This window comes from Mannheimia bovis, assembly GCF_014541205.1.
Taxonomy (GTDB): domain Bacteria; phylum Pseudomonadota; class Gammaproteobacteria; order Enterobacterales; family Pasteurellaceae; genus Mannheimia; species Mannheimia bovis.
Map to the genome: position 1 here is coordinate 23,465 of NZ_CP061280.1, position 18,915 is coordinate 42,379.

The 18,915-nt window shown below is 38.7% G+C and carries 21 protein-coding genes; 9 read left to right on the forward strand and 12 right to left on the reverse strand.

Annotated features, from left to right (window positions below; all coding sequences use genetic code 11):
- Positions 1-23: 23 nt before the first annotated feature.
- A complete protein-coding gene (locus tag ICJ55_RS00120) occupies positions 24-914 on the reverse strand; it encodes a transcriptional regulator GcvA (RefSeq protein WP_188156799.1) in 891 nt (296 codons plus the stop codon).
- Positions 915-1,355: 441 nt separating this feature from the next.
- Here ICJ55_RS00120 and rsgA point away from each other — a divergent pair, with 441 nt between their 5' ends.
- The 4 genes from rsgA to ICJ55_RS00140 are packed head-to-tail and all read left to right on the forward strand — an operon-like array spanning position 1,356 to position 3,734.
- The gene (rsgA, locus tag ICJ55_RS00125) at positions 1,356-2,393 is read left to right on the forward strand and encodes a small ribosomal subunit biogenesis GTPase RsgA (protein ID WP_188156800.1); all 1,038 of its coding nucleotides are present in this window, start codon (positions 1,356-1,358) and stop codon (positions 2,391-2,393) included.
- Complete coding sequence (gene rnhB / locus ICJ55_RS00130; RefSeq protein ID WP_188157657.1) at positions 2,390-2,989, forward strand: ribonuclease HII; 600 nt, start codon at positions 2,390-2,392, stop codon at positions 2,987-2,989. Before rsgA ends, rnhB begins: the two co-directional genes overlap by 4 nt.
- Before the next feature lie 12 nt (positions 2,990-3,001).
- Positions 3,002-3,361 (forward strand): HIT domain-containing protein, encoded by a 360-nt coding sequence (locus tag ICJ55_RS00135; protein ID WP_188156801.1) that lies wholly within the window; start codon positions 3,002-3,004, stop codon positions 3,359-3,361.
- A 4-nt stretch (positions 3,362-3,365) separates the two neighbouring features.
- Positions 3,366-3,734, forward strand: coding sequence for a YcfL family putative periplasmic lipoprotein (locus ICJ55_RS00140; RefSeq protein ID WP_188156802.1), 369 nt, complete (start codon positions 3,366-3,368; stop codon positions 3,732-3,734).
- Between the two features lie 35 nt (positions 3,735-3,769).
- On the opposite strand, the gene ICJ55_RS00145 is transcribed toward ICJ55_RS00140, so the two are convergent.
- From ICJ55_RS00145 to proQ, 5 genes are all read right to left on the reverse strand, one after another.
- Positions 3,770-4,402: an MBL fold metallo-hydrolase gene (locus ICJ55_RS00145; protein ID WP_188156803.1), complete on the reverse strand. Its 633-nt coding sequence runs from the start codon at positions 4,400-4,402 to the stop codon at positions 3,770-3,772.
- Positions 4,403-4,418: 16 nt separating this feature from the next.
- Positions 4,419-4,973, reverse strand: a complete 555-nt coding sequence (gene mepK, locus ICJ55_RS00150) for a peptidoglycan L,D-endopeptidase MepK (protein ID WP_188156804.1) — start codon at positions 4,971-4,973, stop codon at positions 4,419-4,421.
- 167 nt (positions 4,974-5,140) lie between these two features.
- Positions 5,141-6,619, reverse strand: coding sequence for a L,D-transpeptidase family protein (locus ICJ55_RS00155; protein WP_482052054.1), 1,479 nt, complete (start codon positions 6,617-6,619; stop codon positions 5,141-5,143).
- Positions 6,620-6,712: 93 nt separating this feature from the next.
- Positions 6,713-8,725 (reverse strand): carboxy terminal-processing peptidase, encoded by a 2,013-nt coding sequence (gene prc / locus ICJ55_RS00160; protein ID WP_188156805.1) that lies wholly within the window; start codon positions 8,723-8,725, stop codon positions 6,713-6,715.
- Between the two features lie 76 nt (positions 8,726-8,801).
- Positions 8,802-9,341, reverse strand: a complete 540-nt coding sequence (gene proQ / locus ICJ55_RS00165) for an RNA chaperone ProQ (protein WP_188156806.1) — start codon at positions 9,339-9,341, stop codon at positions 8,802-8,804.
- 326 nt (positions 9,342-9,667) lie between these two features.
- Here proQ and ICJ55_RS00170 point away from each other — a divergent pair, with 326 nt between their 5' ends.
- Positions 9,668-9,880, forward strand: coding sequence for a cold-shock protein (locus ICJ55_RS00170; RefSeq protein ID WP_188156807.1), 213 nt, complete (start codon positions 9,668-9,670; stop codon positions 9,878-9,880).
- Between the two features lie 50 nt (positions 9,881-9,930).
- Here ICJ55_RS00170 and ICJ55_RS00175 read toward each other — a convergent pair whose 3' ends face one another.
- Complete coding sequence (locus tag ICJ55_RS00175) at positions 9,931-11,091, reverse strand: 3-phenylpropionate MFS transporter (protein ID WP_188156808.1); 1,161 nt, start codon at positions 11,089-11,091, stop codon at positions 9,931-9,933.
- Complete coding sequence (gene proC, locus ICJ55_RS00180; protein WP_188156809.1) at positions 11,088-11,906, reverse strand: pyrroline-5-carboxylate reductase; 819 nt, start codon at positions 11,904-11,906, stop codon at positions 11,088-11,090. Before proC ends, ICJ55_RS00175 begins: the two co-directional genes overlap by 4 nt.
- Positions 11,907-11,993: 87 nt before the next feature.
- Here proC and rdgC point away from each other — a divergent pair, with 87 nt between their 5' ends.
- The 4 genes from rdgC to argE are packed head-to-tail and all read left to right on the forward strand — an operon-like array spanning position 11,994 to position 15,508.
- The gene (rdgC, locus tag ICJ55_RS00185) at positions 11,994-12,902 is read left to right on the forward strand and encodes a recombination-associated protein RdgC (RefSeq protein ID WP_188156810.1); all 909 of its coding nucleotides are present in this window, start codon (positions 11,994-11,996) and stop codon (positions 12,900-12,902) included.
- 21 nt (positions 12,903-12,923) lie between these two features.
- On the forward strand, positions 12,924-13,529 hold the full coding sequence (locus tag ICJ55_RS00190) for a beta-phosphoglucomutase family hydrolase (RefSeq protein ID WP_188156811.1): 606 nt from the start codon (positions 12,924-12,926) through the stop codon (positions 13,527-13,529).
- A 12-nt stretch (positions 13,530-13,541) separates the two neighbouring features.
- On the forward strand, positions 13,542-14,339 hold the full coding sequence (locus ICJ55_RS00195) for a DUF998 domain-containing protein (protein ID WP_188156812.1): 798 nt from the start codon (positions 13,542-13,544) through the stop codon (positions 14,337-14,339).
- Between the two features lie 23 nt (positions 14,340-14,362).
- Entirely contained in the window at positions 14,363-15,508 is a 1,146-nt protein-coding gene (gene argE, locus ICJ55_RS00200; protein ID WP_188156813.1) for an acetylornithine deacetylase, read from the forward strand.
- A gap of 110 nt (positions 15,509-15,618) precedes the next feature.
- On the opposite strand, the gene dolP is transcribed toward argE, so the two are convergent.
- From dolP to ICJ55_RS00220, 4 genes are read right to left on the reverse strand one after another with little or no spacing between them, the layout of a single operon-like run.
- Complete coding sequence (dolP, locus tag ICJ55_RS00205) at positions 15,619-16,209, reverse strand: division/outer membrane stress-associated lipid-binding lipoprotein (protein ID WP_188156814.1); 591 nt, start codon at positions 16,207-16,209, stop codon at positions 15,619-15,621.
- A gap of 9 nt (positions 16,210-16,218) precedes the next feature.
- Positions 16,219-16,803, reverse strand: coding sequence for a D-sedoheptulose-7-phosphate isomerase (locus ICJ55_RS00210; protein ID WP_188156815.1), 585 nt, complete (start codon positions 16,801-16,803; stop codon positions 16,219-16,221).
- Between the two features lie 6 nt (positions 16,804-16,809).
- Entirely contained in the window at positions 16,810-17,181 is a 372-nt protein-coding gene (locus ICJ55_RS00215) for a YraN family protein (protein ID WP_176671692.1), read from the reverse strand.
- A complete protein-coding gene (locus tag ICJ55_RS00220) occupies positions 17,156-18,877 on the reverse strand; it encodes a penicillin-binding protein activator (protein ID WP_188156816.1) in 1,722 nt (573 codons plus the stop codon). Before ICJ55_RS00220 ends, ICJ55_RS00215 begins: the two co-directional genes overlap by 26 nt.
- Positions 18,878-18,915 lie beyond the last annotated feature (38 nt).

The following is an 18,915-nucleotide window of genomic DNA, read 5'->3' on the forward strand; positions in this document are numbered from 1 at the left end:
AAAAAATTTGCAAATATGGCAATTTATTCGCACTCTGCCATTTTTTGTTGTATCCACTCTACAAAAAATCTCACTTTTGGTACTTGAGCTGATTGAGGTGGATATACAACATAAAACGATTTCTCATCAAATAATGCGGTTGGGAAAGGCTCAATTAACGTCCCCTTTTCAATTTCGTGTTGGGCTAGAACTTTATTCGCAATCGCTACACCTTGTTGGTGCATAGCCGCTTGCAATACCATAAACGTATGACTAAAAATAGAACCTGTTTCTGCATCAACTTTATCTGTAATATTAAGATGCTCTACCATTCTTTTCCATTTATTATGAGTAGAAGAGTGTAACAAATGCTTATCAACTAAATCTTTTGCCGACTGAATGCGATTTTTCGATAAATACTCGGGCGAGGCTAAAATCACAATGCGAGATTCTGTTAAACGGATAGATTCCAAGTCCTGCCAATCGCCTTTACCATAATAAATTGCTACATCGGTTTCTTTGCCAAGTAACCCTTCATCTTGATCTACACCTTTAATGCGAACTTCAACCTCCGGATATTTTTCGTGGAAATCGGCTAAACGTGGTACAAGCCAGTGCATACCAAAGGTTTGTGGCACGCTGATAGTGAGAATTTGACGACTGCTTTGCTGACGCACTTTATCGGTTGCCAATGCAATTTGTTCTAATAAAGGCTGCACCTCGTAGAAATATTGTGCCCCTAACTCCGTTAATTCCAATAAACGGTTACGACGATGAAATAACGAAGCCCCTAAAAAGTCTTCTAATAACTTAATTTGATGGCTAACGGCAGCTTGGGTTACAAAGAGATCTTCTGCTGCTTTGGTAAAATTCAGATGGCGAGCAGCAGATTCAAATGCTTTTAGTGCATTGAGTGGTGGAAGTTTTCTGTTCATAGTATTCAAATATAATTAACTGCTAAAATAAAACAATTCCATTATTTTTTCTGATGATTAAAATAAAAAAAATTCGGTTGATGACTGGAAGTAGAAACAATAGAATATTCCTAATACTTAATGGATAGTCATAGAATTTATTCTATTCCTAAATTTTAAGTATGATGTTGTGTTTGCATATTGGTCTAGGAGACTAGACTGGAGTAACCTAGTTACTCGTTTCACTTCCTGTATATTTTGAACCATATTGGTTTATAACCGCCCGCTTTGGGCGGTTTTTTCTATCCAGATACAAATATAGAAGATTGTTTGCCATTCTATATTATTCGTTATATTTATTCTAGCTTTTATACTCTTTTATTCTTTCACTTTCATCTGTTATAAAAATAGGTTTTATAGTATCCTAGTGCCATCACTATTTTTAAATAGCAGAGTATTCCTTTGAGTAAACCAAAACTAACTCACAATCAACAACGTAGAATTAAGTCTAATCACCATAAGCGTATCAATAAAAAAGAGATTGAATGGCAAGATGATATGCTGGGCGAAATGCAACAAGGCATTGTAGTAACTCGCCACGTTAAACACGCTGATGTCGAAACTGAAGCAGGTGAAATTTTCCGTTGTAATATCCGCCGTACATTAAAAAATGTAGTGGTGGGTGATCGTGTTTCTTGGCGTAAAGGCAGTGAACAGCTACAGGGCATCAGTGGCGTGATTGAAGCTGTATTCCCTCGTAAAAATGAGCTTACCCGCCCCGATTATTATGATGGTATTAAAGTAATGGCATCAAATATCGATCAAATCATCATCGTGTCAGCAGTTGTGCCTACGCTTTCACTCAATATTATTGATCGCTATTTAGTCATTTGCGAAACTGCCAATATCCCGGCTCTTATCGTGCTGAACAAAATTGATTTACTTGATGAAACAGAACGAAAAGCCGTTCAAGAACAATTAAAAATTTACGAAGATATTGGCTATGAAACACTTTGCCTATCCGCCGATACCGGCGAGAATATGCACGCTTTACATCAATATCTTGCAAAAGGGACGTCCATTTTCGTTGGTCAATCGGGTGTAGGAAAATCGAGCCTTATTAACCAGCTTCTGCCGGAAGTCAATGCACTCACAGGATCTGTAAGTGATAATTCAGGATTGGGGCAACACACTACTACCGCTTCACGTTTATACCATTTACCACAAGGCGGTCAATTAATTGACTCGCCAGGCATTCGTGAATTTGGATTATGGCATTTAGAGCCGGAACAAATTACGCTTGGCTATCGTGAATTTCAATCAGTGCTAGGCACTTGCAAATTCCGTGATTGCAAACATAAAAACGACCCGGGCTGTGAGTTAAGACAAGCGGTCGAAAATGGTAAAATTTCTGCAATTCGGTTTGAAAATTACCACCGCTTAATTGAAAGCCTGTCTGAAACCAAAAGCCAACGCCATTTTAGAAAAGAAGACGTATAATGAACGAATTTATCTATCCAAATGCTAAATTGATTGCAGGTGTTGATGAAGTTGGACGAGGTCCGTTAGTTGGAGCAGTTGTAACCGCAGCGGTGATTTTAGATCCTAATAATCCGATTGAAGGGTTAATGGATTCTAAAAAACTATCGGAAAAGAAACGCTTAGCATTGGCAGAAGAAATCAAAGCAAAAGCTCTGAGCTGGTCACTTGGTCGAGCTGAACCGGCTGAAATTGATGAATTAAATATTCTTCACGCCACAATGCTGGCAATGCAACGTGCAGTGGCTGGTTTGCGTATTCAGCCTGATTTCATCTTAGTTGATGGTAATCGCCCACCACTATTTTCTGTGCCTACACAAGCGGTGGTTAAAGGCGATAGCTTAGTTGCTGAAATCAGTGCCGCTTCAATTATTGCCAAAGTAGCACGTGATCAAGAAATGGACGAATTGGATAAGCAATTTCCGCAATACGGTTTTGCCAAGCATAAAGGCTACCCGACTAAGTTACATTTTGAAAAGTTAATTGAATTTGGAGCAACACCTTACCACCGCAAAAGTTTTGCTCCAGTAAAAAAAGTATTAGGCTTAATTGACTAGAAGGAACATTTTATGACGACAGAGTACCAAGAAACAATTTTTACCAAAATCATCAACAAAGAAATTCCAGCCAATATTGTCTATCAAGATGATCTTGTTACGGCATTTCGTGATATTTCCCCACAAGCAGCAACCCATATTCTGATTATTCCGAATAAATTTATTCCAACCGTTAATCACGTTACTGCCGAAGATGAATTAGCATTAGGGCGTTTATTTACCGCTGCGGCAAAAATTGCAAAAGAAGAAGGCATTGCCGAAGATGGTTATCGTTTAATTATGAATTGTAATAAAAATGCAGGGCAGGAAGTGTTCCATATTCATATGCACTTACTTGGTGGAGAGAAATTAGGTCCATTAGTGGCGAAGTAACATTATGCGTTTATCCTATTTTACTTTTGCAATTTTTTCACTTTTTTTGACCGCTTGTGCAAGCAAGCCGGTTAGCTATTTACCCATAGGTTCAAAGCCTATTGTGAATATTGAGGAAGATATTGCACAAAAAGTTGAACTCGATACCAACGGCAAAACCTTTAGTGCCACTAACTTAACTGATTTCACACTTAATGTGATGTATAAACTCTTTTGGTATGATAAAGATGGCGTAACACAATCAAATGGTATTGCAGAGAGCTCGGGCTGGCAAGCGTTATGGCTACAGCCAAAGCAAAAGCAGACAGTGGAATTAATTAAACCGACAGAGGAAAGCCATAATTACCGACTTTATTTACGCAGTACAAGATAGCAAAAAAGCAGAGTGAAAACTCTGCTTTTTTATCTCTACGACTTCAAAAACGGATTACTCTGTTTTTCTCGCCCAATAGTGGTATGTGAGCCGTGCCCCGGCACAATGATGAAATCATCATCTAAATCAAACATTTTAGTACGAATAGTTTCTAAAAGCTGATCATAACTCCCCATATACAAATCAGTTCTTCCAATGCTGTCTTGGAATAAAACATCACCACTAAAAGCGATTTTATTCTCAAAATCAAAGAAACCAATATGCCCCGGTGCGTGCCCTGGTAAGTGGCGAATATGATATTTCAACTGACCTACTTCAACTACATCACCTTCTTCTAGCCAGTGATCCGGATAAAATCCTTTTACCAGCGGTAAACCAAATTGTTGGCACATTTCAGGTAAATGCTCAAATAACGGCTTATCTGCAAGATGAGAACCACATACTTCAACATTAAAATGATCTCTTACTTTCTCAACTGCCATAATATGATCTAAGTGAGCGTGAGTAATTAATAATTTCTGTACTTTTAGATCTTGAGCTTCCACAAATTGAATGATACGTTCTGCATCATCACCGGCATCAATAATAGCTGCGTTTTTATCGTTATCCCAAACGACAGTACAGTTTTGCTGAAATGGGCTAACAGGAATAATTTGCAAATTAAACATAAAATATTACCGCTTGTTAGCCTCTCCACGTACGAACAGGACCGGTATCAACATGAACAAAATTACTGCGAGGATAGTAACCTACCCCACCATTGTTCAAACTTTCTGCCGCTTGTCTAACTTTATTTAAAGCCACACCTGAAATTTGAAAATCAACTGCTTTGCCAAGAATATGGTAACTTTGGTTTGCAACACCGCTGCTTCGGCGACGCATACTGGCATTAGTCTTTGCTGAACGATAGCCACTTAATACTAAAATTTCCGCATTATGAAAACCTAAACGGCGTTGTATTTGATTAAGTTTGACGAATAATTTTGGATCAATTGCCTTAACTTGATTAATATGACGATCTCGCATCAAATAATTTAATTGACCGAGATCTTTTTTATTTAATCCACTTGCACCAAATTTCGCTGTGTAGGTATCACCTGTATTAATGTTACGAAAACGCAATGCAGCAGGGGCAGGAGTAGAAAGTGCTGCCATTACTTGACCCGGCAGAAGGCTAGCCCCTAAAACAAGTCCGCCGAGTGATAACCACTTACGGCGTTGAACATCTATTTGTTTCATTTTTCCCTCATAGGTTAGCTAATAATTTAAAGAAAATCGCTTTAATAAACGAATTTCTGTAAATTCATAGTAGAATTTTTAATCATAGAATATAATTGGTAATCTAAATTATAAAAAAGTTCCAAGAAGATACGAGATCTTCTTGGAATTTAACCTTATTACTTGACTTAAATTAAACTTTTAAGTTTTCCCCAACTAATTGAATATTGTGGAATTTTTGCATCAAGGTTATAAATATCGGGTAAAGTTCTTACCTTACCGCCTTCAACCCAAGCGGTTACATAATATAAGTAAACCGGGTTATCCGAACTAATTTGTGCAGATGTTGTTTTTTTGCTACCTAGCACTCGGTTCTTTCTATCTACACTCCACCCTGCTTCTTTAAGCAGAATAGTTGCAAGTTCATCTGATTTCTCTACTCGCACACAACCTGAACTTAACGCTCGATCTTTCTTACCAAATAAGCCTCTGTTTGGTGTATCGTGTAAATAAATTGCATCCGAGCTCGGCATATTAAATTTATAACGACCTAATGCACTATCATCACCGGCTTGCTGACGAATACGGTAAGGCGTACTTTTAGCATTAAGATATTGTGACCAATTTACGCTGTGTGGATTAATTTTATTACCATTACCATCAAGAATATCAAAACTTGCACGATCAGCATAGCTCGGATCACGGGCAAGTTTAGGCACAATATCTTTTGTCATAATACTCGTTGGTACATTCCAAGGCGGATTGACTACAACATTACTTAATTTACTGTACATTACAGGCGTTTTACGATCTGCACGCCCAACAATCACTTTAGACTGTAACACTAATGCTCCATCACGGAAATAATAGAGCTGATAACTTGGGATATTCACAAAAATCCCATTATTAAAACTTGGAATAATGCGTAAACGCTGAGTATTTAACGCTAACTTATAGAAAGAGCCATTACTCGCACCATCAGCTAAGGATAATACTCTCTGTGCAGTATCGTGATATAGATGATTTCGAGGAATAAGATTAGTAATAAATTGACCTGATGAACCATCTCTTACCGCCTCTACCCATTGCTCAATTTGGTCTGAAGAAGGTACTTTAGGTGAATAACTACCTAAGTTATATAACCAGTTATTTGCGTTTTTAAACACATTTTTGTTGTAATATAAATAATCTAAAAATCCGTCTGTTAATAAGATATCTTTTGCTAAACCTTCTGGCTGATTTAAGATTTGTTGCAGGGCTTGTGCTGATTTAGATGAAACACCACTTGCTGCAAATAAAGCATACTCTTTTAAAAAAGCCTTTTCTGCAACTTTGTCATTCCACATCGTGGCAAATTGATTATCTAAATAGATTTTAGTGGTGGCTTGACTAAGTAATAACGCATTATTACCAATCTCTTGATTCACTCTGGTTTCTGCTTCAGCAAATTTTCTTGCTTGTTCTTGACGAATTTGTTCCTGAGCTAACGCATAGTCAGCTTGTTTGACTAATTCTGCGGCACGAGCTTGCTGGGCTGCAAAACTTAGCTGCGGCAAAATGGCATCTTGTACAGCAGGTGAAACCGCTATTTGAACAACTCTCGGGGTTTCAGCTAAAACAATACCTGAAAATGCCATCATAATAGGTAATAATTTAAAGGTTTTCACCCACTCTTCCTCTTAATATCATTTGCAAATTTTTTCAAAAAATAGACCGCTTAGTAACCTAAGCGGTAACATTTGTTTATATTATAAACACATTTATGGTTTTTTACCAATATTTGACCAATCCACTACCATTTGTACAGCTTCTTTTAAGAAAAAGTCAGGTGCTTCATAATCTTTTGGTAAATCATCAATGTTTTTCAGTGCTTTTTTACCTTCTCTTGCAAAACGTGCGTTGATATCTTTCAAGCGTTTTGCATCGTCGGCTTTCTCTTCTTTCAAACGCTCTTCTAAATTTAACGATAAGAATTTACGCTCATCACGCTCTTTGCGAATCGCAATATTTTCATTTAACACGATAAATTCCGGATTCTTCGCAATACGCTCTTCGTGTTTTGCTTTTAACTCTGAAACTGCATTGCGTGCATTACCCGCTTCTTGATAGGTAGCTGCAGGCACTTTATCCCAAGGCAGAGCGTTATCTTCAAAACTTTCTCCTGTTTTTTCCGCATTGATGATTTCAGGGAATTTAATATCCGCATCAACCCCTTTCAACTGAGTACTACCGCCGTTAATACGATAGAATTTTTGAATCGTGTATTGAATAAAACCTAACGGCTCTTTATCTAAATCATACACAAAATTCAACGAACGACTTTGCTGAACCGTACCTTTACCAAAAGTTTGCTGACCTACAATAATCGCACGATTATAATCTTGCATTGCAGCCGCAAAAATCTCAGAAGCCGATGCACTATGGCGATTAATCATTACCATAATTTTGCCGTCATAAACGATTTTTGATTCAGGATCTTCGTGTACTTTGATACGGTTAAAGGCATCTTGTACTTGAACTACCGGTCCACCTTTAATAAATAAACCTGTTAATTCAATTACTTCTGTTAATGAACCACCGCCGTTCTCACGCAAATCAATGATTAAACCTTCCAGATTCTGCTTATTCATATCCGCTAATAATTTACGCACATCTTCAGTTAAACCAATGTAGAAAGTTGGAATTTTAATAACTCCAACACTTTTTCCATCGACTTTCTCAACAGTTAATTTAGCGGCACTGTCTTCAATACGCACTTTATCACGTACAAGTGTGATGATTTTGGTTTTTCCGCCTTTTTCTGGCTCAATTTCCAAGCGAACTTTTGTGCCTTTTTTACCTTTAATCTTATCGACAACATCATCTAAACGCCAGCCGATAACATCTTCAATTTCGCCTTTCTCACCTTGACCAACACCAACAATTTTATCACCAACCACAAGTTTCTTACTTTTAGCGGCAGGTGCACCCGGCACTAAAGACTTAATACTAGTTACATCATCTTCTTGAGTAAGTGTTGCCCCAATCCCTTCTAATGAAAGATTCATACTTTCTTGGAAGGCTTTTGCTGCACGAGGCGATAAATAGCTGGTATGTGGGTCGATCTCACGAGAAAATGAATTCAAGTACGTTTGTAAAATATCATCAGCCTTCACTTGAGTTAAACGTTTAATCGCAAAATTATAACGTTTGGTTAAGGTTTTCTTGATGTCAGCCCATTTTTTATCTTTTAGATATAAATTGATAATATCGTTTTTAACACGTTGTTCCCACAGTGTATTGGCTTCCTCCACGCTTGTTGGGAATGCGGCTTTTTCACGGTCGATCTCAATTTCATCACTACCTTTTAAATCAGGCTCTTTGTCTAATAAAGACAACGCATAGCTATAACGCTCATAACGGCGTTTAGACATCAGCTCATACATTGCAAATGCAGCATTTAATTTACCGGCATATAAATCATCATCTAATAACGTGGCATATTTGCTACGCATTTCATCAATATCCGATTGCAAGAATGTATTGTGTGCAGGATCAAGCCAATCAACATAACGGTTAAAAATCTTTGATGCAAACTCATCATTCAATTCGAACTTATGATAATGAGATTGAGTGAGACGGGCAGTAACGCGTTTGGTTGATAGACTGTGCTGTTCGTTCGGTTTTGGAATAACAATGCTATTCTCTTTAATATCAGGTTGAACCGCAAAGGCATTACCGACTAATAAACCTAAAGTTACCGCAACTATTTTGTTTAATTTTGTTAGTTTCATCTTCTTTTCCAATCTACAAGCGGTCATAAAAGGATAAAAATTTACAAATAGCGTTTGAATACGCCTAGTATAAATATTATTTACGACCAAATTTACTTGCTAAAGCGGCTAATTTTTCCTCTGATGCTTTAGATAAATTATCTGCTACTTTTTTTGCTTTAGAGGCTGCACGTTTTTTAGCATTTTCTTCGCGTGCTTTTTGCTTAAAGAATTCTTTACGCTGTTCTTTACGTTCTTGTGCTTTACGTTCTGCCACAACAGCTTTCGCCGCGGCTAAGGTTTCTGCTGCGTGAGCTGCTTCTTCTTCTGTTACAAAGCCAACTTCTTCGCCTTGCAAACCAACACGAGCTGCATTCGGTTGGCTCGCAGCTAAATAACGCCAAGAATTTGTGTAGTTACGTAACACTTGACGTAATAAGGTTTTACTGACTTTTTCATCATCTTTTAACGCTTCTGCCAATTCTTGGAAAAGACCCACTTTTAGCGGTTTAACTTCTCCTTCAACAGTGAAGCAAAGCGGGAATTTTTCCGCTAAATATGCAATTACTTCCTTTGTGCTTGGATTTGTTTTATTGTGAGTTTGTTCTGTTGTTTGCTCTACTTGTTGTTCAGACATAATAAGTTCCGTTAATAAAAATTCGAGAATTTGCTAAGTTAAAATCTAACTGGATACTATATTTGATTTATAAGGCTTCGTCCATATAAATTGCATATTCCTATCACAAAAACGATAGACTATTTTTTCATTTGAATGTTCATAAAAGTATAAAAATAATTTGCTTAAAAAATGAATAAATGCTCTAATGGCGAAAGCTGTTCGTGCGTTAAAATAGTTGAATCTTTTTAGTTATTTCCTTAAAAGGTAAGTGATTGATAGATACGCCTGTAATATCCCGTTTAGCTATCTTTTATCACTTTTTACATTTATATAAGGAAAATCCTATGTCAACAGTTACTGGTACAGTGAAATGGTTCAACGCAACTAAAGGTTTTGGTTTTATCACCCCGGATCAAGGTGGCAAAGATGTGTTCGTTCACTTCTCCGCTATTGAAGCAAACGGTGGTTACCGCACATTAGCAGATGGTGCGAAAGTACAATTTGAAATTCAAGATTCAGAACGTGGAGCATCAGCAGTAAACGTTAAAACTATCTAATTAGAATAATTTAAATCAAATGCCGACGAAATGTCGGCATTTTTGTCTTTTTATTTGGTAATTTGTACCTCAAATTTCTTCGGTACAATAAAAATTGCCGGCACAACAAAAGCTGCCATCAGCCAGAAAGTAAAGTTTGGTGAATGCTGATAAATTATACCTGCTAAAAAAGTAAACACTGCCATAAATGCACAGCTTGCCAAACCGAAATATAAACCTTGTAGCTTTGTAATTTTCTCTGCTGCTTGTTGCATTGAAATATAACGAATCATTGCAATATGAGAAGCCCCAAAGGTAACTGAGTGTAGAAATTGAGCAAAAATCATTAATGTAATCTCTGTTGTACTGCCCATAATTCCCCAACGAATAAAAGCAAATACCGCAGATAAAATCATCAAATGACTAATTTTCCACGACTTAAACAACTGTTTAGAAACTAAAAAGAACAAAATCTCCGACACCACCGCTAATCCCCAAAACAAACTTGTGATTTGCGTTGAAATGCCTGCATTTGACCAATGAATAGTACTATAAGTGTAATAGGTTGCGTGGGAAGCTGAAATTAACGATACCGCAATTAACATTCGTAAAGTGGTAGGCTCTTTTAATAACGCCAAGTAAGTTACATTCGAGTTACTTGTGGCTACACTTTTTTCCTCAAAACCAACCGTAGGTGTAGCGAGTTGTCCGATACCAAACAAGACAAGAAAGCCAATAATAACCCAAACTACAATATCTTCGCCTAGCTGCCCGATAAAATAGCCACCGCAAAGTGAACCGACCACAAAGGCGATTGAGCCAAAAAGTCTGGCTTTACCGTAATCCAAACCGACTTGTCGTTGCCAAATGGAAGCAATACTGTCTGCAATCGGCATTGCCCCTGAATTAAACATTTGAAACAGCATTAACACAGGAAAGATCAACCAAATTGAATTGCCCGAAAATGCCAACACAATAGCCACTGCAATATTCAGCCACGTTAAGGCTCTTGCGGTCGGAATAAGCTGATTTACTGCCTTTACCCGCTGTGAAGCTAAGATACTGCCCCCGAAACGAAACAGATAACCGACTGCGGCTAATAAGCCAATCATTTCGGTAGAATAGCCGTGATGTTTTAACCAAACAGGCAAAAAGGGTAATATCACACCATAAGCACAAAAAAAGCCAAAATAGTTAAATGCCGTCCATTTAAACGGTGAAACCGCTATCATAAGGACTTCTCCATTTCTTCAGCACGATAAATTGCCGCCCACATTGCTTGATCTACCGTTTCTGTTAAATTTTGTTGTTCAAATACTTCCAATGCTTTTGCGGTTGTGCCACCTTTGGAAGTTACATTTTCTCGCAAGGTTGAAAGGGGAATTGTTGGATTTGCCTCCACCAATTTTGCTGCCCCTAACGCAGCAGATTGCACAAGCAATCTTGCATCTTGCTCGCTAAAGCCCATTTGCATTGCACTTTGTTGCATTGCTTCCATAAAACGGAAAAAATAAGCAGGACTTGAACCGGTAATGGCAATAATGTGGTTGATTTTGTCCTCAGTTTCCACCCAATAACATTTCCCTACCGCACTCATTAAGTTCTCAGCAAATTCACAAGCGGTCGAATTTACCGATTTTTTTGCAAATAGCCCCGTCATTCCCTCGCCAATCAAAGACGGGGTATTTGGCATTGTGCGGATAATATTTTTCGCCGTTGGTAGTAATTCTTCCAAACGTTGAACTGAAATCCCAGCCGCCACAGAAATTACCCATTTATTTGAAAAATCTACATCGGCAAATTCTGCACAAACCTCCGCCATCATCTGTGGTTTAACCGCCAGCACCACCACTTCTGCTTGTTCTACCGCTTCACGATTTGCAAAATGAGTGGTAATTCCGACCGCTTGTAATTCCTCTCTACGAGCAAGATTGCTTTTATTACACGCAATAATTTGAGAAGCGGAATAACCGCTTTTCAATAAACCTTGAATAATGGCGAATGCCATATTGCCTGTGCCAATAAAGGCAAGTTTTTTACTGTTCATTTGCAAATTCTCTACTGTGTTGAGGTTGGCTCTGTTAAAATACCTTATTCTACACCTTAAAAGATTTCTCTAAAAGGACAGGCAAAAATGGTTTTCTTCAAAAATGTGATGATTTATAAATTAACCGGCGAGCTTTCGCTTGAGAGCAAAAGCCTTGATGATTTGCAGCAAGAGACAAAATTCACACCTTGCACTCAATTTGATATGAGCAAATTCGGCTGGTCTAGTCCACTAAAAGGGTCTGATTTACTTCATTTTTCACAAGGTAATCAATTTTTGCTGGTTTCACACAAAGAGGATAAATTACTGCCTGCCAATGTAGTCAAAGCCGAAACCGAGCAACGCATTGCAGAACTTGAAGAAAAAGAGGCTCGCAAGCTCAAGAAAACCGAGAAGCAAGCGGTAAAAGATCAAGTTGTGTCAAACCTGTTACCTCGAGCCTTTAGCAAACATCAATTTACTGCTATTTGGTTGGATTTAGACAATCAGCTCGTGTATGTTGATGCAGCGTCAAGCAAACGAGCGGAAGACACGCTTGCCTTACTGCGTAAAACACTTGGCTCATTGCCTGTTGTGCCGATTTCATTCACTTTTCCGCCTACAGAAGTAATGACAAACTGGGTGGCAAAAGGACATACGCCAAGTTGGCTAACCTTATTAGAAGAAGCGGAGCTGAAATCCTTCGATACCGACAGCGTTATCCGCTGCAAACGCCAAGATTTGGAAACCGAAGAAATCGCCCAGCACTTACAAGCGGGCAAATTTATCACAAAACTTGCAATTGAGTGGGAAGCCCATTTCTCTTGTGTTCTTAATGAAGATGCCACGCTTTCCCGCCTTAAATTTGCTGACGAAGTGCGTGAGAAAAATGATGATATTCTAAAAGAAGATATCGCTCAACGCTTTGATGCTGATTTCTCACTGATGACGGAAGAACTGAAAACTTTCACTGCTAAAATGATTGAAGAATTTGGTGGGCTTAAAGCCAGAATTTAGGACCAAAATTTAGGAAAAGCAATGTTAGATCAAGCGATTATCGACCAATATGCAGCCCTTATTTTTGATATGGACGGCACATTAATTGACACAATGCCGAGCCACGCCAAAGCGTGGGAAAAAGTTGGCGAAGTACTGGGTTATCCTTTAACTTCAGACGCTATGTTTGAACTCAGCGGCTCAACTACCTTTGTGATTGCCCGTGAAACAATGAAGCGTGCCAATATGCCGGAGCATTATTTTGATGAAGTAGTTAAATTGAAACGCCAATTTGGTATGGAATTAATCCCTGAAAATGCCACTTTACTGCCTACCTTTGAGATTGTGAAAGCAAACTTTGGTAAAAAGCCAATGGCAATCGGCACAGGTTCACACCGTGCGATGGTGGAATTATTAGACGACAAATTTAATTTACGCCATTATGTTTCGGTGATTGTGAATTCTGAAGATGTGAGCAATCATAAACCCTCCCCTGAAACATTTTTAAAATGTGCGGAAAAATTGGGGGTGCCTGCTCATCGTTGTTTGGTATTTGAAGATGCGGATCTAGGTGTACAAGCCGCCCTTAGCGGTGGAATGGACGTGTTTGATGTGCGAACTCATACCCTAAGCCACGCAACTCGTTAATGAAAGGTCGTTATGAAAACAGAGTGGATTAAAAATTTCGTACAAAAATTGATCGCAATTTCAAAAGCGGTGGAGAACTATTTTACAAGCGGTTCATTTGGGGTGAAATTTTACCCTTTTCTGATGCATCCTTGCTTTCGTAAAAGCTGTGCGTTTTTAGTGTTTATTACCGCTATTATCTCTAGCTTTAGTGGGCTATTTTATTTAGTGGCAGAACATTTCACAATTTTATTCAGTGAAAGATCGCTTACTATCTATTTCCACCACAGCACCTTAGAATTGCTTGTGCCTGTTGGCACAATGCTTGATGGAAAAATCACCGAACTCTCGCCCCTTTCCATCGTAATGCGTACGATGTTTGTGATACAAGCGGTCGTTTTTTTCTTTATTTATGCAATTGGCATTACCCATATTACCCATAATAAACTGCGTGTTATCGGCTTAGTTTTAGCACTCGGTTTTGCGATTGGTTGCTCGTTAATTTCGGGTATTCAACCCACTTCACGCAGCGAATTTGGTATTTACAATCTAGGGGCAAACATTACTTTTTTAATTGGTAACTTAACTTTGATTATCGCTGGACTAGATATTTACCACCCAACAATGCGTTTTTTCAAACGTTTTAGCATTACAGCAGGCATTATCGGGGCAGTTTGTATTTTAATTACAATGTTCCTGCCGACTATTTTTAGCCCATTAATTGAACGAACAGGTATCTACACCATTATGACGTGGGAAATTTTAGCCGGTTTTGCCATTATTAAACGGTTAAGAAAAATTCCGTCATTAACTCGCCCTATAGAAACATAAAATAAGATACAACAGGATAAACTATGAAACACAACATTCCGTTTATTAACCGCTATGCACAACTGATTGAGCTACCAACGATTTCCAGCTTGGTAGCGGAAAATGACTTATCAAACCGTGCATTGATTGAATTACTCGCCACTTGGCTTGCCGATTTTGGCTTCAAAACCGACATTTTAGCCGTTGAAGGCAGCCGTAATAAATACAACTTACTTGCAACCTATGGCGAGGGCGAAGGTGGATTATTACTGGCAGGGCACACCGATACCGTGCCGTTTGATGATGGCAAATGGACGTTTAACCCCTTCAAACTAACCGAAAAAGAGGGGAAATTATACGGCTTAGGCACAGCGGATATGAAGGGCTTTTTTGCTTTTGTAGTGGACGTAGTCAGCCAAATTGACTTATCGCAAATCAAAAAGCCGATTCGCATTTTAGCCACAGCCGATGAAGAAACCACGATGCTTGGGGCAAAAACCTTCGCACAGCACACCCACATTCGCCCAGATTGTGCGATTATTGGTGAGCCAACTTCGCTCAAGCCGATTCGAGCCCATAAAGGACATATGGGAGAATCGGTCAGAATTACGGGCAGAAGCGGGCACTCAAGCGATCCAAGTAAAGGGATTAATGCAATTGAATTGATGCACGAATCTATCGGCTACTTAATGAAAATGCGTGATGACCTGAAAGAGAAATATCATAATCCGCTCTTCCAAGTAACTCACCCAACGATGAACTTTGGTAACATTCGTGGTGGCGATGCGATTAACCGCATTTGTGCTTGCTGTGAATTACAGTTTGATATGCGACCATTGCCAAATATGCCGTTAGCCGATTTATACGCAATGGTTGATGAATACTTAAAACCAATGCTTGAACAATATGGCGATTTAATTGACATCCGCCCGATACACGACGGCATTCCGGGCTATGAATGCGAACACTCCGCCCAAATCGTACAAGTGGTTGAAAAATTATTAGGTGAAAAATGTGATGCGGTAAATTACTGTACCGAAGCTCCCTTTATTCAGCAACTCTGCCCTACACTCGTGCTAGGACCGGGCTCAATTGAGCAAGCTCACCAGCCTGATGAATTTTTAGAAACAAAATATATTGAACCGACGAAAGAACTATTAACCAAGTTGATTTATCATTTCTGTCGATAAGATAAAATAGGGGCAAATTGCAATTTGCCCCTATTTTTACAAGCGGTTAAATTTCCCTAAAAATTTACAAATCAACGAAATAAGGCGAACACTGTGGTTCGCCTTATCAATTAGTGTGCATAGCTAAATACTTTCACAACTTTTGTTACACCACCCACATTGCGAGCAGCTTCGGCAGCAGCATCGGCTTGAGCTTGGCTTACTTTACCCATTAAGAAAACTTCGCTGTTTTCGGTAACCACTTTTACTTCTGTTGCTTTTACTTCACCATTCACTAATAGCTTAGATTTGACTTGAGTGGTAATCCAGCTATCTTGTGTAATCTGTCCAAAGCCGATTTTTTCGCCTTGTCGGATTTCGTTATAAATTTCCGTTACCCCTTCTGCTCCTGCGGCTAAGTTTTTAGCATTTTCTACTACGTCCATACTTGGTGCTTGACCAATTAATAATACCTTACCGTTGTAAGCCACTACGTTAATACGGGCTTCTTGTTTAATTTGTTCGTCTTTATTGATGTTGTAAGCCACTTTTTCTTCTAAAATTTCATCATCAACCTGTGTGCCTGTTGAGCGTGGGTCAGTAGCCACTTTGGTTGCCACTGCTGCTGAAGTTACTACTGCAGTAGTAATACAGCCTTGTAAAGACAGGAAACCTAAAGTAAGTAAACCTGCTTTAAGTAGTTTTTTTGCTAAATGTGTCATAATCTCTCCTTACGAGAAAAGTAAATGGTCGATAAGTTCACAGAGTAAATTAGTATAAAAATGATGGCTTTCAATCACTCTCAACTCATTGGTTGAGGGAGCTGAAATTTCAATATCACTTTCATCTAATAATCCGAGTGTGTGGTCATTATTACTGCCTGTTAAAGCAATAATATCTAAATCTAAATGCTGACTTTTAGCCGTATGAATGGCTTGCAATATACACTCTTCATTACCCACAGGCGAAAAAACAATGAAGAGATCACCTTCTTTTGCAACCGCTTGTAATTGTTTTTTATAAATTGAATCCAGCTCATTATCTTGTGCAAAAACGCCTGCTAATATGCCATTAAGTTGTAATTGCACCGCTGAAAAGCTCGGTCTTGCCAGCTCATAGCGATGAATTAAGTGGCTAACCAGCAGAGCCGCATTGCCGTAAGAACGCCCGTGCCCGCACACAATCACTTTATCGCCACGCAATAAACACGCCACAATGCGGTTTGCTGCTTCACTCAATTTAGTCGGCAATAATTCTGCTGCAGAAATTTGGGTTTGTATACTTTCGGTAAATCTATCTTGGATTTTATTTAACATCTTAATCTAACCTAAAAAGTTAGGAATCCATAATGGGGATTGGCTTCCATCAAAAGCAACCACATCAAAGCGGCAGTTTGCAGTTTCTAAACTTTGATGTTGTTTGAGTAGCCACATATTCGCCGCATTTTGCCATTTTTGTTGTTTTCGGTAATCAATGCTTTCAACTGCCGAACCATAACGATCACTTTTACGCTGACGAACTTCGACAAAAACAATCGTTTGTCCGTCTTGCATAATCAAATCCAGCTCTCCGCCTTTAAAATGTTGGTTAGCGGCAACAAAACGAAGCCCTTGCTGTTCTAAAAACACTCGGGCTTTTTGTTCATAAAAAGAGCCTTGTTCTCGTTTATTAATAAGCCTGTTGAATAGACCCATTTTGATATTGCAACCAAGATAAACTACGTTCAATATTACAATTTTGTCCGGCTTTTAATTCGCCTGTTAAACCAGAAATTTTATAGCCCGGAATATGGCGGAACTCATTAAATTTTGTGGCAAGCGACCACGCATCAGCCCCCATTGCATATAAACGCATCATTGAAAAATCACTATTGGCTAGGTTCTCTGCTTTTTGATATTCGCTTGATGTAGTATCTGCCAATAATGGTACTTCACTAAATTTTACACCTTCCATTGCAGTATAGAAATCAATGCCATTATTGGGCGAATTACTGCGTGATGAAGTATAAATGGCTAGGCGATCTTTTAAGTTAGAACTATCAATACCTTGTTTAATTTCAACCACTTGTTCTGCACCGCCTAATACATACAAACCGGCTTTAGTTATGCCTGCATTTTGAATAGAAGCAACAGAATCAAGCGGTTGATTGTAATAACGCACATCAGCATCAGTGCCACTTAGCTGACGCCAACGTTTTGCAAAAGCTTCCGCTGAGCGATTACCAAAATCATCTTGTGGGGCTGCAACGATAGCCACTCGATGACCATCACGGTACATTTTCTCCGCCCCTGCTTGAGCTTCAGACTCCGGCGATAAGCCGTAGTAACAGACTTGAGCAATATTGCGTGCATTTTCCGTTGCGTTTAGTGCTAACACGTTAATATTTTGAATTTCCGGGCTCAATAGCATTTCATCTACCCGAGATTTCAGCAACGGTCCAACAATAATATTTGCCCCTTGTTGTTTTGCTTGGGCAATTAATGAATTTACATCAGATGAGCTTGTATCAAACGTCTGAACTGCTGTTGGATCATCTGCTTTCGCATCATTAAAACCACGCTGAATAATATCGCCTAAAATTTGAGCATCACCACTAAGCGGTAATAATAATGCAACGCTGCTTAATTGCGTTTGTTGGAAATTATTCACACCTTGTAATTCAGTTGGCATAACCGTAACCGCACTGTGGTTTGGATATTGGTTTTTCCAATTATTAATTGCCTGTGGCATTTGAGCAGGTGTAGTTACATTTTGGTTATAAATATTAATTAATGCTAACCAGCCTGCAAGCTCCATTTCACCGGCTTCAGGCACTGTTCTTTCCAGCATTCCACGATTAGCATCACGTAAGGTTTGCCAAATAATATCGTTATTTTCTTGGCGTTCGCGGTTCATTTTGTAGTAAGCATTTAACTGCGATCTCGCACGTACAATACCAATTGCATCATTCTGATTTGCCGCAATACGGGCTTGTGTTTGAATATAGCGTAAACGCTGTGCAGGACTTAATAAAGAAGGTTGAACCGCTTTTAACTGGCTAATCGCCATTTCATTTTTACCTTGTAAAGCCGCAAGTTGTGCAGAAACTAATGCATATTCTAATTTCTGCACGTCATTCATTTCAGCCACTTGAATTTCACTAAAGGTATTTTGTGCTTCATATTCTTTATTTTCATCAATTAATTTACGTACGGCGAGAAGCTGGTATGAAATTTTATCTTCTTTGACTTTAGTTTGATCGGCTTTATTGATATAGAACTCTGAGCTTGAATAAGCCTCATCTTTGATGGATTCGGTGATTGGGTTTACCGATGTACAGGCAGAAATGAATAATGCAATTGCAGTTGGCACGAATGCCTTTTTCATTGTTTGGTTTAAAATAATTGCCATTGTATTTTCCTCGATAGAATATAATGTGCTAAATTTAA

Bases quoted from the DNA above. Each gene is read 5' to 3' on its own strand.
- proC (WP_188156809.1), bottom strand. From the start codon at position 11,906: ATGAACAGTAAAAAACTTGCCTTTATTGGCACAGGCAATATGGCATTC.
- ICJ55_RS00195 (WP_188156812.1), top strand. From the start codon at position 13,542: ATGAAAACAGAGTGGATTAAAAATTTCGTACAAAAATTGATCGCAATT.
- ICJ55_RS00140 (WP_188156802.1), top strand. From the start codon at position 3,366: ATGCGTTTATCCTATTTTACTTTTGCAATTTTTTCACTTTTTTTGACC.
- ICJ55_RS00175 (WP_188156808.1), bottom strand. From the start codon at position 11,091: ATGATAGCGGTTTCACCGTTTAAATGGACGGCATTTAACTATTTTGGC.
- ICJ55_RS00215 (WP_176671692.1), bottom strand. From the start codon at position 17,181: ATGGGTCTATTCAACAGGCTTATTAATAAACGAGAACAAGGCTCTTTT.
- prc (WP_188156805.1), bottom strand. From the start codon at position 8,725: ATGAAACTAACAAAATTAAACAAAATAGTTGCGGTAACTTTAGGTTTA.
- ICJ55_RS00135 (WP_188156801.1), top strand. From the start codon at position 3,002: ATGACGACAGAGTACCAAGAAACAATTTTTACCAAAATCATCAACAAA.
- rdgC (WP_188156810.1), top strand. From the start codon at position 11,994: ATGGTTTTCTTCAAAAATGTGATGATTTATAAATTAACCGGCGAGCTT.
- mepK (WP_188156804.1), bottom strand. From the start codon at position 4,973: ATGAAACAAATAGATGTTCAACGCCGTAAGTGGTTATCACTCGGCGGA.
- ICJ55_RS00170 (WP_188156807.1), top strand. From the start codon at position 9,668: ATGTCAACAGTTACTGGTACAGTGAAATGGTTCAACGCAACTAAAGGT.
- dolP (WP_188156814.1), bottom strand. From the start codon at position 16,209: ATGACACATTTAGCAAAAAAACTACTTAAAGCAGGTTTACTTACTTTA.
- ICJ55_RS00220 (WP_188156816.1), bottom strand. From the start codon at position 18,877: ATGGCAATTATTTTAAACCAAACAATGAAAAAGGCATTCGTGCCAACT.
- proQ (WP_188156806.1), bottom strand. From the start codon at position 9,341: ATGTCTGAACAACAAGTAGAGCAAACAACAGAACAAACTCACAATAAA.
- ICJ55_RS00190 (WP_188156811.1), top strand. From the start codon at position 12,924: ATGTTAGATCAAGCGATTATCGACCAATATGCAGCCCTTATTTTTGAT.
- ICJ55_RS00145 (WP_188156803.1), bottom strand. From the start codon at position 4,402: ATGTTTAATTTGCAAATTATTCCTGTTAGCCCATTTCAGCAAAACTGT.
- ICJ55_RS00120 (WP_188156799.1), bottom strand. From the start codon at position 914: ATGAACAGAAAACTTCCACCACTCAATGCACTAAAAGCATTTGAATCT.
- argE (WP_188156813.1), top strand. From the start codon at position 14,363: ATGAAACACAACATTCCGTTTATTAACCGCTATGCACAACTGATTGAG.
- ICJ55_RS00210 (WP_188156815.1), bottom strand. From the start codon at position 16,803: ATGTTAAATAAAATCCAAGATAGATTTACCGAAAGTATACAAACCCAA.